Source organism: Janthinobacterium sp. OK676 (assembly GCF_900103595.1).
In the GTDB taxonomy this organism is placed as follows: Bacteria; Pseudomonadota; Gammaproteobacteria; order Burkholderiales; family Burkholderiaceae_D; genus Janthinobacterium.
Map to the genome: position 1 here is coordinate 1 of NZ_FNHA01000006.1, position 16,450 is coordinate 16,450.

Genomic DNA, 16,450 nt, shown 5'->3' on the forward strand with positions numbered 1-16,450 from the left:
TACCGATCGATTCGCCCAGGGTCGGATGCGGATGGATGGTCTTGCCGATGTCGGTGCCGTCGCAGCCCATTTCGATGGCCAGGGCGATTTCGCCGATCATGTCGCCCGCATGCGTGCCGACGATGGTGCCGCCGATGATGCGGTGCGTCTCAGCGTCGAACAGCAGCTTGGTGAAGCCCTCGGCGCGACCGTTGGCCACGGCGCGGCCCGAAGCTGCCCAAGGGAAGTGGCCCTTCTCGACCTTGATGCCCTTGGCTTTCGCTTCGTCTTCCGTGATGCCGGCCCATGCCACTTCCGGATCCGTGTAGGCGACCGATGGAATCACCTTGACGTCGAAGTGCGACTTCTGGCCGGCGGCAGCTTCCGCCGCCACGTGGGCTTCATGCACGGCCTTGTGCGCCAGCATCGGCTGGCCCACCAGATCGCCGATGGCGAAGATGTTCGGCACGTTGGTGCGCATCTGGCTGTCGACGTTGATGAAGCCGCGATCCGTCACTTGCACGCCGGCCTTGTCGGCGGCCAGCTTCCTGCCATTCGGGCTGCGGCCCACGGCCACCAATACCAGGTCGTAGACTTGCGGCGCCGGGGCCGTGGCACCTGCTTCGGCAGCTTCAAACGTGACCTTGATGCCTTCCGGCAGCGCTTCCACCGCGACAGTCTTGGTCTTGGTCATGATGTTGTCGAAGCGCTTCTCGTTGAACTTCTGCCACACCTTGACGGCGTCGCGGTCCGCGCCCTGCATCAGGCCATCCATCATTTCGACCACGTCGATGCGCGCGCCGAACGTGGAATAGACGGTCGCCATTTCCAGGCCGATGATGCCGCCGCCGATGACCAGCATGCGTTTCGGGATCTGGCGCAATTCCAGCGCGCCCGTCGAATCGACGATGCGCGGGTCTTCCGGCACGAAGGGCAGTTTCACCACGGACGAACCGGCCGCGATGATGGCTTGCTTGAACTGCACGATTTTTTTCGAGCCGTCGCCTGCCGTCACTTCGATGTGGTTCGCGGACAGGAACTGGCCCACGCCCGTGACGACTTGCGTCTTGCGCGCCTTGGCCATGCCGGCCAGACCGCCCGTCATGTTCGAGATCACGCCTTCCTTGTACTTGCGTACCTGGTCGATGTCGATCGTCGGCTTGGCAAACGTCACGCCCGTGTTGGACATGTGCGCCGTTTCATCGATGACGGAAGCGACGTGCAGCAGCGCCTTCGACGGGATGCAGCCCACGTTCAGGCACACGCCGCCCAGGGTGGCGTAGCGCTCGACGATGACCGTCGACATGCCCAGGTCGGCCGCGCGGAACGCCGCCGAATAACCGCCAGGACCGCCGCCCAGCACCATCATGTCGACGTCGATGTCGACCTGGCCGCTGTAATTGCCGGCCGGGATGGCGGCAACGGCTGCAGCTGGTGCCGCCGCGGCAGGAGCCGGTGCCGCCGCAGGTGCAGCAGCGGCCGCCGGTGCGGCTGCGGGAGCGGCAGCGCCGTCAAGTGCTTCCACCACCAGCAGCGCGCTGCCTTCGGCGATCTTGTCGCCGACCTTGACCTTGACTTCCTTGACGACGCCGGCGTGGGTCGATGGAATCTCCATGCTGGCCTTGTCCGATTCGACCGTGACCAGGGACTGGTCCACCTTGATGGTGTCGCCGACCTTGACCATCAGCTCGATGACTTCGACTTCCTTGAAGTCGCCGATATTCGGTACTTTTACCTCTACTGTGCTCATCAATCGCTCCTTACAGCAGAATTTTGCGCATGTCGGCCAGGACTTCGCCGAGGTACACGGAGAATCGCGCGCCCATCGCGCCATCGACCACGCGGTGGTCGTAGGACAGCGAGGTGCCCATCATCAAACGTGGTTGGAAGGCCTTGCCATCCCATACCGGCTTGATCGAGGCTTTCGACAGACCCAGGATCGCCACTTCCGGCGCATTGACGATAGGCGTGAAATGCGTGCCGCCGATGCCGCCCAGGGACGAGATCGTGAAGCTGGCACCCTGCATGTCGGCCGGTTTCAGCTTGCCTTCGCGCGCCTGCAGCGACAGTTCCGTCATTTCGCGGGCGATCTGCGAGACCGACTTCTGGTCCGCGCCCTTGATCACGGGGACCACCAGGCCGTTCGGCGTGTCGGCAGCGAAGCCGATGTTGTAGTACTGCTTGAGGATCAGGTTTTCGCCCTTGGCGTCGAGCGAAGCGTTAAACGCGGGGAATTTCTTCAGCGCGGCGACGGAAGCCTTGATGACGAAGGCCAGCATGGTCAGCTTGGCCGCATCCTTGTTCTTCGCATTGGCCGCGTTGGTGTCGACGCGGAACGCTTCCAGGTCCGTCACGTCCGCTTCGTCGAACTGCGTGACGTGCGGGATCATGACCCAGTTGCGGTGCAAATTCGGACCCGAGATCTTCTTGATGCGCGACAGCGGCAGCAATTCGGTCGTGCCGAACTTGCTGAAGTCCAGCGACGGCCATGGCAGCAGATCCAGGCCCACGCCCGAACCGCCTTTGGCGGCGACGGGCGCATTTGGCGCGGCGACGGCGCCCGACATCACGCCCTTGACGAAGTTCTGCACGTCTTCCTGGGTGATGCGGCCCTTCGGACCGGAACCGCCCACGCGGGCCAGGTCCACGCCCAGTTCGCGCGCGAACTTGCGGATCGATGGCGACGCGTGCGCCAGCTTGCCGTTGACGGCAGGCGCGGCGGCAGGAGCCGGTGCCGGGGCAGCGACCGGCGCCGAAGCGACGGCGGCGGCTGGCGCGGCGGCAGCTTGCGCGGCGGGTGCCGGTGCGGCAGCTGCAGGTGCGGCAGGAGCAGCGGCGCCCGTCGTTTCCACGACCAGCACCAGCGAACCCTTGGCAACCTTGTCGCCGACCTTGACTTTCAATTCCTTGACGATACCGGCGTGGCTCGACGGGATTTCCATGCTGGCCTTGTCCGATTCAACCGTCAGCAGCGACTGGTCGACCTTGATGCTGTCGCCGACCTTGACCATCAGTTCGATGACTTCGACTTCCTTGAAGTCGCCGATATCGGGCACGGTCACTTCGACCAGGGCCGGCGCGCCGGCAGGGGCGGCAGGTGCTGGCGCGGCCGCAGGAGCGGCGGCAGGTGCAGCTTCAGCAGCCGGTGCAGGGGTGGCAGCGGCAGGCGCAGGCGCCGAGGCGTCGTCCGCCACTTCCAGCAGCAGGACCAGCGAACCTTCGGCGATCTTGTCGCCCACGTTGACTTTCAATTCCTTGACGACACCGGCGTGGCTCGATGGAATTTCCATGCTGGCCTTGTCCGATTCGACCGTGATCAGGGACTGGTCGACCTTGACCGTATCGCCTGGCTTGACCATCAGTTCAATGATCTCGACTTCCTTGAAATCGCCGATATCCGGGACTTTGACTTCCACAATGCTCATAGCTTGCTCCGTTATTTTATTTGTCAGATGGACCCGCACACACGCCAGGGCGGCACTTTCGCACCGCCCTGGCATCATCGGGTCCGCACAACGATTACTGGGTCACCGGATTCGGTTTGTTCGCGTCGATGCCGTACTTGGCAATCGCCTGCTCCACCACCGACACGTCGATCTTGCCTTCGTCAGCCAGCGATTTGAGCGCGGCCACGGTGACATAATAACGGTTCACTTCGAAGAACTCGCGCAGCTTGGCGCGGCTGTCCGAGCGGCCAAAGCCATCGGTACCGAGCACTTTATAAGTGCGGCCCTTCGGCATGAAGGCGCGGATCTGTTCTGCAAACGCGCGCATGTAGTCGGTCGTGGCGACGATCGGGCCATCCGTGTCCTGCATCAGCGACGTCACGTAAGGCACGCGCTGCTCTTTCGACGGGTTGACCATGTTCCAGCGTTCCGCATCCTGACCATCGCGGGCCACCAGGGTCAGCGACGGCGCCGACCACACGTCCGCAGCCACGCCCCAGTCGTTGGCAAGCAATTCGGCGGCGAAGATCGATTCGCGCAGGATGGTGCCGCAACCGATCAGCTGTACGCGCAGCTTGGCGTCCGCCGGACCTTCCTGCAGCTTGTACATGCCTTTCAGGATACCTTCTTCCTGGCCTGGCTTGATGCCTGGCTGGGCGTAGTTCTCGTTCATGATCGTGATGTAGTAGAACACATCTTCCTGGTTGGCGATCATGCGGCGCAGGCCGTCCTGGATGATGACGGCGACTTCATGGCTGAAGGTCGGATCGTACGGCATGCAGGTCGGGATGGTCGCGGCGAAGATATGGCTGTGGCCATCTTCGTGCTGCAAGCCTTCGCCGTTCAGGGTCGTACGGCCAGCCGTGCCGCCCATCAGGAAGCCGCGGGCACGCATGTCGGCCGAAGCCCATACCTGGTCGCCGATGCGCTGGAAGCCGAACATCGAGTAGAAGGTGTAGAACGGGATCATGATGCGGTCGTTGGTCGAATACGACGTCGCCGCGGCGATCCACGAGCTCATGCCACCCGCTTCGTTGATGCCCTCTTGCAGGATCTGGCCGGCCTTGTCTTCGCGGTAGTACATGACCTGGTCCTTGTCGACCGGCTCGTACAACTGGCCTTTCGGGTTGTAGATGCCGATCTGGCGGAACAGGCCTTCCATGCCGAAGGTACGCGATTCATCGACCAGGATAGGCACGACGCGCTGGCCCAGGTTCGGGTCTTTCAGCAGGGTCGAAATGACGCGCACGAACGCTTGCGTGGTCGAGATTTCACGGCCTTCAGGCGTGGCTTCGAGCACGTTCTTGAACGCGTCCAGGCCAGGCACCGGCAGGGTTTCTTCCGCTTTCCGGCGGCGCTGCGGCAGGTAGCCACCCAAGGCCTTGCGGCGCTCGTGCAGGTAGACCATTTCCGGCGCGTCGTCGGCTGGCTTGAAGAACGGGATGTCGGCCAGCTTGTCGTCAGGAATAGGCAGCGAGAAGCGGTCGCGCATTTCGCGGATGGCTTCGTCGTCCAGTTTTTTCGTCTGGTGCGCCGTGTTGCGCGCTTCGCCGGACTTGCCCATGCCGTAGCCCTTGATGGTTTTCACCAGCAGGACGGTCGGCTGGCCCTTGTGTTCCTGGGCGATCTTGAAGGCCGCGTAGATCTTGTGCGGATCGTGGCCGCCACGGGTCAGGCGCCAGATGTCGTCGTCCGTCATGTTGGCAACCATTTCCAGCAGCTTCGGATGCTTGCCGAAGAAGTGCTTGCGCACGTAGGCGCCGTCTTTGGCCTTGTAGTTCTGGTATTCGCCGTCGACGGTTTCCATCATCACGCGCTGCAGAATGCCTTCCTTGTCTTGTGCCAGCAGGGCGTCCCAGCCCGGGCCCCAGATGACCTTGACGACGTTCCAGCCGGCGCCGCGGAATTCGCCTTCCAGCTCCTGGATGATCTTGGTGTTGCCGCGTACCGGGCCGTCCAGGCGCTGCAGGTTGCAGTTGACCACGATGACCAGGTTGTCGAGCATGTCGCGTGCGGCCAGGCCGATTGCGCCCAGGGATTCCGGCTCGTCCATCTCGCCGTCGCCGCAGAAGGCCCAGATCTTGCGGTTGTCGGTTTTCGCGATGCCGCGTGCGTGCAGGTATTTCAGGAAGCGCGCCTGGTAGATCGCCATGTGCGGGCCCAGGCCCATCGACACGGTCGGGAACTGCCAGAAGTCAGGCATCAATTTAGGATGCGGGTACGAGGACAGGCCCTTGCCGTCGACTTCCTTGCGGAAGTTCAGCATTTGCTCTTCGCTCAAACGGCCTTCGAGGAAGGCGCGCGCGTAGACGCCGGGCGAGGAGTGGCCCTGGATGTACAGCAGGTCGCCGCCGTGGTCGGCCGTCGGCGCGTGCCAGAAATGGTTGAAACCGATGCCCAGCATGTTCGCCAGCGAAGCGAACGAGGACAAGTGGCCGCCCAGATCGCCGTCGGCGCGGTTGGCCTTGACGACCATGGCCATGGCATTCCAGCGCATCCACGAACGCAGGCGCTCTTCGTATTCCAGGTTGCCGGGACAGTGTGCTTCTTGCTTGGTGGGGATGGTGTTGACGTAGGCGGTGGTGCTGGAGAACGGGATCTGGGCGCCGCGGCGGCGGGCCAGGTCAACCATGCGCTCCATCAGGTAATGCGCGCGTTCCGGACCTTCATTTTCCAGAACGGCTTCGAGTGCGTCCAGCCACTCCTTGGTTTCCTGCATATCCGGGTCGGTGCCGATCTGTGTCGTTACCTGGTTCAGTTGAGCTGACATCTGTTGAGTCTCCTTTGTGAACGCCCCACCCCGATTTTCCGGATCGCTGTCGGACGGTATTTCGCTGATTATTTACTATTAAGTCGGTTTAGTGTGGGGATTCTAACAGCGTATTTACTATTTTTCAAATTACGATATAGCGTTTCGTATTATGAAATTGCCCTATGAAATTTATGCTGCACTGCCGCAAATTCTGCCTGGAAATTAGGGTGATCAAAGTGCCAAAAACGGCACCCAAAAACCCCCCAGGCCCTTGCGCTCCCTACGCCACCAGCACACGAGCAAAACGCATTAACGCCCCAGTCGCCCGCCCAGGCACTTCGGGCCAAGCGGGCCTGAAAAACGTCGAGGGCAAGGCGCAGCGACGCAGACAGTACGCCAGTACGGCAAGGAGCTGCAACGCCGCCATCGGCATTTTCTCAGGCCCGCGTCCCTGGCCCGCTGTTGTCACGCCTTTGCATAGCCAAAACCGCCCCTTTGCGCCGCCCGGCTTTATAATCTGTCTTTTCCCTCCCACACAGCCTCCTACCATGCCAGCACAACTGATCGACGGAATCGCCCTCTCCCAAAAACTGCGCAGCGAGATCGCCACGCGCGCCGCCGCCCTCACGGCCAAGGGCACCCAGCCCGGCCTGGCCGTGATACTCGTCGGCGAAGACCCGGCCAGCCAGGTGTACGTCCGCAACAAGGTCAAGGCGTGCGGCGACGTGGGTTTCCACTCGGTGCTGGAAAAATATGAAGCGGACCTGTCCGAAGCGGACTTGCTGGCGCGTATCGCCAGCCTGAATACCGACCCGGCCATCCACGGCATCCTCGTGCAAATGCCGCTGCCAAAACACATCAACCCGCACAAGGTCATCGAAGCGATCGCCACGACGAAAGACGTGGATGGCTATTCGGTCCTGAGCGCCGGCGAACTGATGACGGGCTTGCCCGGCTTCCGCCCGTGCACGCCATACGGCTGCATGAAACTGATCGAAAGCACGGGCGTGGACTTGCGCGGCAAGCACGCCGTCGTCATCGGCCGCAGCAACACCGTCGGCAAGCCGATGGCCCTGCTGCTCTTGCAAGCGAACGCTACCGTCACCATCTGCCATAGTGCGACCCCGGACCTGGGCCTGTACACGCGCCAGGCGGACGTGGTCGTGGCCGCCGTCGGCCGCCGCAACACCCTGACGGCCGACATGGTCAAGCCGGGCGCCATCGTCATCGACGTGGGCATGAACCGCGACGATGAAGGCAAGCTGTGCGGCGACGTGGATTTTGCCGGCGTGAAGGAAGTCGCCTCCCACATCACCCCCGTACCGGGTGGCGTGGGTCCGATGACGATTACTATGTTGCTCATGAACACGGTCGAGGCCGCCGAGCGGATTTAAGAATCACCGGGGCGGCATGACCGCCCTTTTATATATGGAACCGACGATGAATACCAATCCCCTGCTTGATTTTTCCGGCCTGCCACGCTTCGACGCGATCACGCACGAGCATGTCACGCCTGCCATCGATACCCTTTTGGCCCAGGCGCGCGCCACGGTGGCGCAGCTGGAAGCGCCCGTGGAAGTAGTGAGCTGGGAAAACTTCGTCGCGCCCCAGGACCAAATCGCCGAAACCCTGGGCCGCGCCTGGAGCATCGTCAACCATTTGAATAGCGTGATCGATACGCCGGAGCTGCGCGCCGCCTACAATGCCAACCTGCCCAAGGTGACGGAATTCTGGACCGAACTGGGCCAGAACGAAATCCTGTTTGGCAAATACAAGCAATTGCAGGCCAGCCCCGCTTTCGCCAGCCTGTCGCCGGCCCGCCGCCGCATCGTCGACAATGCCGTGCGCGACTTCCGCCTCGGTGGCGCCGAGTTGCCTGAGGACAAGAAAGAGCGCTTCGGCGCCATCCAGGAAGAGCACGCGGCCGTCGCTACGCGTTTTTCCGAAAACGTGCTCGACGCCACCAATGACTACAAGCTGCTGGTCGAGAACGAGCTTGACCTGGCCGGCCTGCCGGACGACGTGAAGGCCGCCGCGCGCGCCGCCGCCGAAAAAGCGGGCAAGCAGGGCTATGAATTCTCGCTGCACTTCCCGTCCTACTACCCGATCCTGCAATTTGCCGACAATCGCGCGCTGCGCGAAACCATCTACCGCGCCAACGCCACCAAGGCGTCGGACCAGGGCGAGGTCTTCAGCAAGAAAGAGGACTGGGACAATACGCAAAACATCGTCACCTTGTTGCGGCTGCGCAACGAAGAGGCACAACTGCTGGGCTACGCCAATTTCGCCGAAGTGTCGCTCGTCTCCAAGATGGCCACTTCGCCCGCGCAAGTCATCGCTTTCCTGGAAGACCTGGCCAAGCGCGCGCGTCCGTTCGCCGAAAAGGACCTGGCCGAACTGAAACAATTCGCCCGCGAAGAACTGGGTATCGCCGAGCTGCAGGCGTGGGACGTGCCTTACGCCTCCGAAAAGCTGCAGGAGCGCCGCTATGCGTTCTCGGCCCAGGAAGTCAAACAGTATTTCCCTGAGCACAAGGTGATCGACGGCCTGTTCCGCCAGATCCAGAACCTGTTCAACGTCGACATCAAGCCCGATGCGGCGCCCGTCTGGCACAAGGACGTGCGTTTTTACCGCATCGAGCGCGACGGCCAGCTGGTGGGCCAGTTTTACCTGGACCTGTATGCGCGCGCGGGCAAAAGCGGCGGCGCCTGGATGGACGACGCGCGCGGCCGCCGCGCCGACGCGCAACACGTGCAAACGCCGATCGCCTACCTGACCTGCAATTTCACGGAACCGGCCGTGGTGGCTGGCCAAGTCCAGCCTGCCCTGTTCACGCACGATGAAGTGATCACCCTGTTCCACGAATTCGGCCACGGCCTGCACCATATGCTGACCGTCGTCGACGAACTGGGCGTGTCGGGCATCGCCGGCGTCGAATGGGATGCCGTCGAACTGCCGTCGCAATTCATGGAAAACTTCTGCTGGGAATGGGAAGTGCTCGAACACATGACGGCGCATGCCGTCACGGGCGAGCCGCTGCCGCGCGCGCTGTACGACAAGATGCTGGCGGCCAAGAATTTCCAGTCCGGCTTGCAAACCCTGCGCCAGGTGGAGTTCTCCCTGCTCGACATGCATCTGCACTATGACTACGACGCGGCCACGGGCCAGAGCGTGCAGCAGTTGATCGACGGCGTGCGCGCCAAGTTTTCGCTGCTCATCCCGCCCCCGTTCAACCGCTTCCAGAATGCCTTCGGGCACATCTTCGCCGGCGGCTACGCGGCCGGCTACTACAGCTACAAGTGGGCCGAGGTGCTGTCCGCCGACGCCTATGCAGCTTTCGAGGAAGCCAAGGCGCTGGGACCGTCCGCCATCACGGCGGCAGGCAAGCGTTACCTGGAAGAAATTCTGTCCGTCGGCGGCTCGCGCCCCGCACTGGAATCGTTCACGGCCTTCCGCGGCCGCGAGCCGAGCATCGACGCCCTGCTGCGCCACAGCGGCATGGCCGCTTGATCGCCATGAGCCGCGTCGATTTTCACAGCAACGTGCCGGACAAGCTGGCCTATGCCTGCCGCCTGGCACGCAAGGCCTATATGGCTGGCAACAAGGTGGTCGTGCTGGTGGCCGACAGCGCCCAGCTCGACGCCTTGAACAGCGCCATGTGGACCATTTCCGCCACGGATTTCCTGCCGCACGTGCTGGCCGGCGATCCGCTGGCGGCGCAAACGCCCATCATCCTGACCGATGACGAAACGGCCGAGCTGCCGCACCACGACATCCTCGTCAACCTGTCGCAGTTGCCGCCCGCCAACTACGCGCAATTCCAGCGCGTCTTCGAGATCGTTTCCATGGATGAGCAAGATGCGCAGGCGGGCCGCCAGCGCTTCCTGCACTACCGCCAGCAGAACGTGCAGCCGACCCACTTCGTGGCAGGCAAGACATGAGCCAGCAGCCATTCGACCAGGGCATCCCCCTGCTGACGGAGGTGTTGCTGGGGCCGGAAGTGGCGGAAGCGGTGCCAACTGCGGCTGAGCCTGCCGTCGAGGAAGCGCCGGCGTTGCCGCCTGCGGTGGCGCAGCCCGACTGGGACGCCATCGAACAGCGACTGACGCAGCGCATCCTGCATCAGGTGCAGGGCAAGATCGACCATCTGCTGGAAGAGCGCATCGCCCATGTCCTGCAAACGGCCCTGCAAAACGCCCTGATCGGCATGCGCGGCGCCTTGCGCGAAGACTTGCAGCAGTCGCTGGAGCAGATCGTGGCGCATGCGGTCAGTCATGAACTGGGACATTTGCACCCACCCGCGCAGTAACTGCACGTCTGCCGTTGGCACCATTGCACCCACCGGCAAAAATCCGGGGTCAGACCCGACGGGTCTGACCCCAGCATTTCCGACCTACCCGACCTACCCTATTCTTCCCTCCAACGCCATTCTTTGGTGCGCTCGCGCCTGCGAAATCGGTGCATCGCGCCTCACTTTGGTGATTGTTGCGACAAAATGCAAAAAGCCCCAAAAGCGGCTTTGCGCCGCCTGTTTTTTGTTGTACCGTTCTTCACACGTACCGCCTGTCGAAGCGGTTTTCACGAGACGCCGCCGTATCTTTATCCATTGGAGAATGTTTATGCTGCTCAAGACCAAAGTCCTTCCACTCGCCATCGCCCTCGCCTTTGCCGGCCATGCGGGCGCACAGGAAATCATCAAGATAGGCCACGTCGCCCCGGTCTCTGGCGCCAGCTCCCACCTGGGCAAGGATAACGAGAACGCGGCCAATATGGCCATCGAGGATTTGAACGCCAAAGGCTTCAAGATCGACGGCAAGGCCGTGAAATTCGTGCTGGTGCCCGAAGATGACGCAGCCGACCCCAAGCAGGGCACGGCCGTGGCGCAGAAGCTGGTCGACGCCAAGGTCAACGGTGTCATCGGCCACCTGAACTCGGGCACGACGATTCCCGCCTCGCGCATTTACTTCAATGCCGGCATTCCGCAGATTTCGCCGGCCGCCACCAACCCGACCTATACCCAGCAAAAATTCAACACGGCCTTCCGCGTCGTGGCCAATGACAACAAGCTGGGGGGAACTTTGGGCGCGTATGCCGTGGGCAAGCTGCAGGCGAAGAAAATCGCCGTCATCGATGACCGTACGGCCTACGGCCAGGGCGTGGCCGAACAGTTCGTCAAGGGCGCCAAGAAGGCGGCGCCTGGCGTGCAAATCGTCGGCAAGGAATTTACCAATGCTAACGCGACGGACTTCAACGCCATCCTGACCAGCATCAAGTCGAAAAATCCCGACCTGATCTTCTTTGGCGGCATGGATTCCGTGGGCGGCCCCATGCTGCGCCAGATGAAGGCGCTCGGCATCAAGGCCAAGTTCATGGGCGGCGACGGCCTGTGCACGGAGCCGCTGGGCAAGCTGGCCGGCGACGCCGTGGGCGAAAACATGGTCACCTGCGCGGAAGCGGGCGGCGTGACGGGCGCGCAGCAAAAAGGCATGGACGATTTCCGCGCCCGCTACAAGCAGAAATACAATATGGACGTGCAGCTGTACGCGCCATACGTCTACGATGCCGTGATGACCATGGCCACCGCCATGCAGGATGCGAAGTCGTCGAAACCGTCCGTCTACCTGCCGTTCCTGGCCAAGGTGCACTACCAGGGCGTGACGGGCCCGATCTCGTTCGACGCCAACGGTGACATCAAGGATGGCGCGCTGACCTTGTTCACCTATCGGGACGGCAAGAAAACCAAGATGGAAGTGGTCAAATAATAGAACCTACTGCGCGGCGCGATTTGCGGCCTGCGATGCTCACTGTGCATTCGCACAGCTCCGCTTCTCAGCCACAACTCACATCCGCTCGCTACGGTTCTTGCTGTCCTGCCACGTAAGCCTGCAAACCTTCGGCCAGCGCGTCGAAGGTGGCGCGGCAGCGCAGGCTGCCGCGCAAGTCTTCATGCATGGTGACCCAGGTTTCCATCGGCAGCGAAAACGCTTGCGGCAATACGCGCCGCAGGGCCGGATCGCGCGCCGCCAGCCCCGCCTGGCATACGCCGATGCCGGCGCCTGCCCGTATCAGGGCCAGTTGCGCCAGGTCGCTGTCGCAGCGCCAGGCAAAATTTTCCCGCGTAAATCCGTTGAAAGCGGCGCCCGCATTGCGCACGAAGGGACTCGCCTCATCGTAGCCGATGACGGCATGCTGCGCCAGATCGCCCAATGCCAAAGGCGCGCCATGGCGCGCCAGGTAATCCGCGTGCGCATGCAGGCCCAGCTCGATCTCGCCCACCTTGCGCGCCACCAGCTGCTCCTGGCGCGGACGCAGCATGCGCACGGCGATGTCCGCTTCCCGGCGCAGCAAATCCTGCACCTTGTTGCTCAGCACCAATTCAATGACCAGGCCCGGATGGCGTGCGCGCAGGCGCGCCAGTATGGGCGGCAGCACCTCCACGCCCACCACCTCGCTTGCCGCGATGCGCACGACACCGGCAACGCCCTGCCCCTGGCCGCTGGCGGCGCGTTCCATCAGGGCGGCCGTATGTTCCATGGTTTCCGCATGGGGCCGCAGCGCCAGGGCCACTTCCGTCGGTAGCAAGCCCAGCTGGGAGCGCGTGAACAGGGTCGCGCCCAGCGCCTGCTCGAGCGCGGCGATATGCCGGCCGACGGTCGGTTGCGTGATGGCCAGCGCGCGTGCCGCGCCGGACAGTGAACCGTGCTTGAGCACGGCCAGCAGCGAACGGTAGTATTCCCAGGCAATCGAGGTAGTCATACATAAATGTATAGCCTGTGGACGATGCTAGTCAATTCCCAATTAGCCCTGCGCGGCAGATACTGGCTCAATCAACCACACGGAGGACAATATGGACAAAACAGCATTGGTACTGGGCGCCACGGGCGGCATCGGCGGCGAGATGGTGCGCCAGCTCTTGGCGGCAGGCTGGCAGGTGCGCGCCTTGACGCGGGGAGCAACGCCGTCGCCACGCGGCGATAACGTCGAGTGGCTGCGCGGCGACGCCCTGTCGCGCGCGGACGTGCTGGCGGCAGCCAAGGGCTGCGCCGTCATCGTGCACGCCGTCAACCCTCCCGGCTACCGGAACTGGAGCCAGCTGGTGCTGCCCATGCTCGACAACACCATCGCCGCGGCGATTGCCGAAAACGCCACCATCGTGCTGCCCGGTACCGTGTACAACTTCGGTCCCGACGCCTTTCCCGTACTGGCGGAAGACGCGCCGCAGCGCCCGCAAACGCGCAAGGGCGCCATCCGCGTGGAACTGGAAGCGCGGCTGGAACGGACCGCCACGCAGGGCGCCAGGGTCATCATCGTGCGCGCGGGCGACTTCTTCGGCCCCCGCGCCGGCAATAACTGGTTTGCGCAGGGCCTCGTGAAACCGGGCCAGCGCGTGCGCAGCGTGCTGTATCCGGGCGCGCCCGGCGTGGGCCACCAGTGGTCCTACCTGCCCGACGTGGCGCGCACGATGGTGCAATTGCTGGCCGTACGCGCCAGCTTGCCCGCGTTTGCGCGCTTTCACATGGCAGGGCACTGGGACGACGATGGCCGGCAAATGACGGGCGCGATTGCCCGCGTGGTGGAGCAGGCAACAGGAGCTGCGCCCGCCATCCGGCGTTTCCCGTGGTGGCTGGTGACGCTGGCGTCGCCGTTCGTGGCGACCCTGCGCGAAATGCGCGAGATGCGCTATCTGTGGAAAACGCCCCTGTCCATGGACAATACACGGCTGCTGGCCGTGCTGGGCCAGGAACCGCATACGCCGCTGGACGAAGCGGTGCGGGCGACGTTGCAGGGCATGGGCAACCTGCATAAGGCAGCGGGCAAAAAAAACGCGCCGGGATTGCCGGCGCGCTAATTGCAGGTGCTGCGGCACAGATTATTTCTGTGCCAGTACCCATTTAACCAGGGTGTGGGCTTCCGCCTCGCTCACTTGCGGGTTCGCTGGCATCGGGATCGCACCCCAGGTGCCGGAACCGCCCTTCATGACTTTCGCCACGAGCTTGGCTTCCGCATCCTTTTGACCGGCATACTTGGCCGCCACGTCTTTATACGCAGGACCCACCAGTTTCGTGCTCACCGCGTGGCAAGCCATGCAGTTTTTTGCCTTCGCCAGGTCCGGATTGGCCAACGCTGCTTGCGATGCCAGAGCCGATACGGTCAATACACTCACCAACATAAAACGTTTCATTGTCTTTTCTCCAAAGTTACTTCCTGCGGCATTTTACTGTGTTTCCGCAGATGCACCACGAGCCCAGATCAAGCGTTTCAATGTAGTAACGCAATGTAGTAACGATTAGGCATTCATATTCTGCCCCATCTGCGCGTCCATGACCATGTTGTTTGTAAGGCGATGTAACGACAGCCGGCCCCGCATAGTCAAACGGGACCGGCTGTCTTACTTGCGCAACAGATCAGCGCTTCTTCAATTGCGACAAGTCGCGCACGGCGCCCCGGTCGGCCGACGTCGTCAGGGCCGCATACGCCTGCAGCGCCTGCGAGACATAACGGTCGCGGTTGACGGGCAACCAGGCCGCGTCGCCCTTCGCTTCCATGGCGGCGCGGCGCGCGGCCAGTTCCGCATCCGTCACGCGCAGGTTGATACGGCGCTCGGGGATATCGATGTCGATGAAATCGCCCTCTTCCACCAGGCCGATGGCGCCGCCTTCGGCCGCTTCCGGCGAAGCATGGCCGATCACCAGGCCCGAGGAACCGCCCGAGAAGCGCCCGTCCGTGAACAGCGCGCACGCCTTGCCCAGGCCCTTGGACTTGATGTACGAAGTCGGGTACAGCATTTCCTGCATGCCGGGGCCGCCTTTCGGGCCTTCGTAGCGGATGATGACGACGTCGCCTTCGTGCACGGTATCGGCCAGAATCGCTTCCACAGCGGAATCCTGGCTTTCGAACACGCGTGCCTTGCCCGAGAATTTCAGGATGCTTTCATCGACGCCGGCCGTCTTGACGATGCAGCCCTTTTCGGCCAGGTTGCCGTACAAGACAGCCAGGCCGCCATCCTGCGAGTAGGCGTGGGCCTTGTCGCGGATGCAGCCCGTGCTGCGGTCCGTGTCGACGGCCGCGAAACGCTCCGACTGCGAGAACGCCGTCTGCGTCGGCACGCCGCCCGGGGCGGCGCGGAACAGTTCGTGCACGGCAGGGTCGTCCGTGCACTTGATGTCGTTTTGCGCGATGGCGTCGGCCAGGGTCGGCGCATGGATGGTCGGCAGAGTGGTGTTGAGCAGGCCGGCGCGCGCCAGTTCGCCCAGGATGCCCACGATGCCGCCCGCGCGGTGCACGTCTTCGATATGGTATTTGTCCGTCATCGGCGCCACCTTGCACAGGCACGGTACCTTGCGCGAGATGCGGTCGATGTCGGCCATCGTGAATTCCACTTCCGCCTCGTGCGCGGCGGCCAGCAAGTGCAGCACGGTGTTGGTCGAGCCGCCCATGGAGACGTCGAGCGCCATCGCGTTTTCAAACGCGGCCTTGGTGGCGATCGAGCGTGGCAGCACCGAATAATCATCCTGCTCGTAGTGGCGCTTGGCCAGTTCCACGATCAAACGGCCCGCGCGCAGGAACAGCTGCTGGCGGTCCGAGTGCGTGGCCAGGATGGTGCCGTTGCCGGGCAGGGCCAGGCCCAGCGCTTCGGTCAGGCAATTCATCGAGTTGGCCGTAAACATGCCGGAGCAGGAACCGCAGGTAGGACAGGCCGAGCGTTCGATTTCCGCCACGTCGGCGTCGGACACGCTGCTGTCGCCCGCCTTGATCATGGCGTCGACCAGGTCCAGCTTGATGATCTTCTGGCTGCCGTTGACGACCTTGACGACCTTGCCCGCTTCCATCGGGCCGCCCGAGATGAAGACGACGGGGATATTGATGCGCATGGCGGCCATCAGCATGCCCGGCGTGATCTTGTCGCAGTTCGAGATGCAGACCATGGCGTCGGCGCAGTGGGCGTTGACCATGTATTCGACGGAGTCGGCGATCAGGTCGCGCGAGGGCAGCGAATACAGCATGCCGCCGTGGCCCATGGCGATGCCGTCATCGACGGCGATGGTGTTGAATTCCTTGGCCACGCCGCCGGCCTTTTCGATTTCGCGCGCCACCATCTGGCCCAGGTCCTTCAGGTGCACGTGGCCGGGCACGAACTGGGTGAACGAGTTGACGACGGCGATGATCGGCTTGTCGAAGTCGCCGTCCTTCATGCCGGTGGCGCGCCACAGGGCGCGGGCGCCAGCCATGTTGCGGCCGTGGGTGGTGGTGCGGGAGCGGTATTGCGGCATGA

Annotated in this window: 12 protein-coding genes; 6 read left to right on the plus strand and 6 right to left on the minus strand. The window is 63.1% G+C overall.

The window, feature by feature from the left end:
- From lpdA to aceE, 3 genes are all read right to left on the minus strand, one after another.
- Positions 1-1,729: dihydrolipoyl dehydrogenase (lpdA, locus tag BLU39_RS13245; RefSeq protein WP_092713676.1), on the minus strand; the 1,729-nt coding region annotated here is incomplete at its 3' end.
- A gap of 10 nt (positions 1,730-1,739) precedes the next feature.
- Positions 1,740-3,404, minus strand: a complete 1,665-nt coding sequence (gene aceF / locus BLU39_RS13250) for a dihydrolipoyllysine-residue acetyltransferase (protein ID WP_092713678.1) — start codon at positions 3,402-3,404, stop codon at positions 1,740-1,742.
- A gap of 94 nt (positions 3,405-3,498) precedes the next feature.
- Positions 3,499-6,195: a pyruvate dehydrogenase (acetyl-transferring), homodimeric type gene (aceE, locus tag BLU39_RS13255; protein WP_092713680.1), complete on the minus strand. Its 2,697-nt coding sequence runs from the start codon at positions 6,193-6,195 to the stop codon at positions 3,499-3,501.
- Between the two features lie 530 nt (positions 6,196-6,725).
- On the opposite strand from aceE, the gene folD reads away from it, so the two are divergent.
- The 5 genes from folD to BLU39_RS13280 all read left to right on the plus strand — a co-directional run bounded on the left by folD (position 6,726) and on the right by BLU39_RS13280 (position 11,939).
- A complete protein-coding gene (folD, locus tag BLU39_RS13260) occupies positions 6,726-7,571 on the plus strand; it encodes a bifunctional methylenetetrahydrofolate dehydrogenase/methenyltetrahydrofolate cyclohydrolase FolD (RefSeq protein ID WP_034747393.1) in 846 nt (281 codons plus the stop codon).
- A gap of 34 nt (positions 7,572-7,605) precedes the next feature.
- Positions 7,606-9,687 carry a M3 family metallopeptidase gene (locus BLU39_RS13265; protein WP_175539313.1) on the plus strand — a complete coding sequence of 694 codons (2,082 nt, stop codon included), beginning with the start codon at positions 7,606-7,608 and terminating at the stop codon, positions 9,685-9,687.
- 5 nt (positions 9,688-9,692) lie between these two features.
- Positions 9,693-10,118 (plus strand): DNA polymerase III subunit chi, encoded by a 426-nt coding sequence (locus BLU39_RS13270; protein WP_092714176.1) that lies wholly within the window; start codon positions 9,693-9,695, stop codon positions 10,116-10,118.
- Positions 10,115-10,486, plus strand: a complete 372-nt coding sequence (locus BLU39_RS13275) for a hypothetical protein (RefSeq protein WP_092713684.1) — start codon at positions 10,115-10,117, stop codon at positions 10,484-10,486. Before BLU39_RS13270 ends, BLU39_RS13275 begins: the two co-directional genes overlap by 4 nt.
- Before the next feature lie 310 nt (positions 10,487-10,796).
- Complete coding sequence (locus BLU39_RS13280; RefSeq protein ID WP_092713687.1) at positions 10,797-11,939, plus strand: branched-chain amino acid ABC transporter substrate-binding protein; 1,143 nt, start codon at positions 10,797-10,799, stop codon at positions 11,937-11,939.
- 91 nt (positions 11,940-12,030) lie between these two features.
- On the opposite strand, the gene BLU39_RS13285 is transcribed toward BLU39_RS13280, so the two are convergent.
- Positions 12,031-12,933: a LysR family transcriptional regulator gene (locus BLU39_RS13285; RefSeq protein WP_092713689.1), complete on the minus strand. Its 903-nt coding sequence runs from the start codon at positions 12,931-12,933 to the stop codon at positions 12,031-12,033.
- 91 nt (positions 12,934-13,024) lie between these two features.
- Here BLU39_RS13285 and BLU39_RS13290 point away from each other — a divergent pair, with 91 nt between their 5' ends.
- Entirely contained in the window at positions 13,025-14,026 is a 1,002-nt protein-coding gene (locus BLU39_RS13290; RefSeq protein WP_092713691.1) for an NAD-dependent epimerase/dehydratase family protein, read from the plus strand.
- 21 nt (positions 14,027-14,047) lie between these two features.
- Here BLU39_RS13290 and BLU39_RS13295 read toward each other — a convergent pair whose 3' ends face one another.
- Positions 14,048-14,359, minus strand: a complete 312-nt coding sequence (locus BLU39_RS13295; RefSeq protein ID WP_092713693.1) for a c-type cytochrome — start codon at positions 14,357-14,359, stop codon at positions 14,048-14,050.
- A 223-nt stretch (positions 14,360-14,582) separates the two neighbouring features.
- On the minus strand, positions 14,583-16,448 hold the full coding sequence (gene ilvD / locus BLU39_RS13300; protein WP_092713695.1) for a dihydroxy-acid dehydratase: 1,866 nt from the start codon (positions 16,446-16,448) through the stop codon (positions 14,583-14,585).
- Between the last annotated feature and the right edge of the window lie 2 nt (positions 16,449-16,450).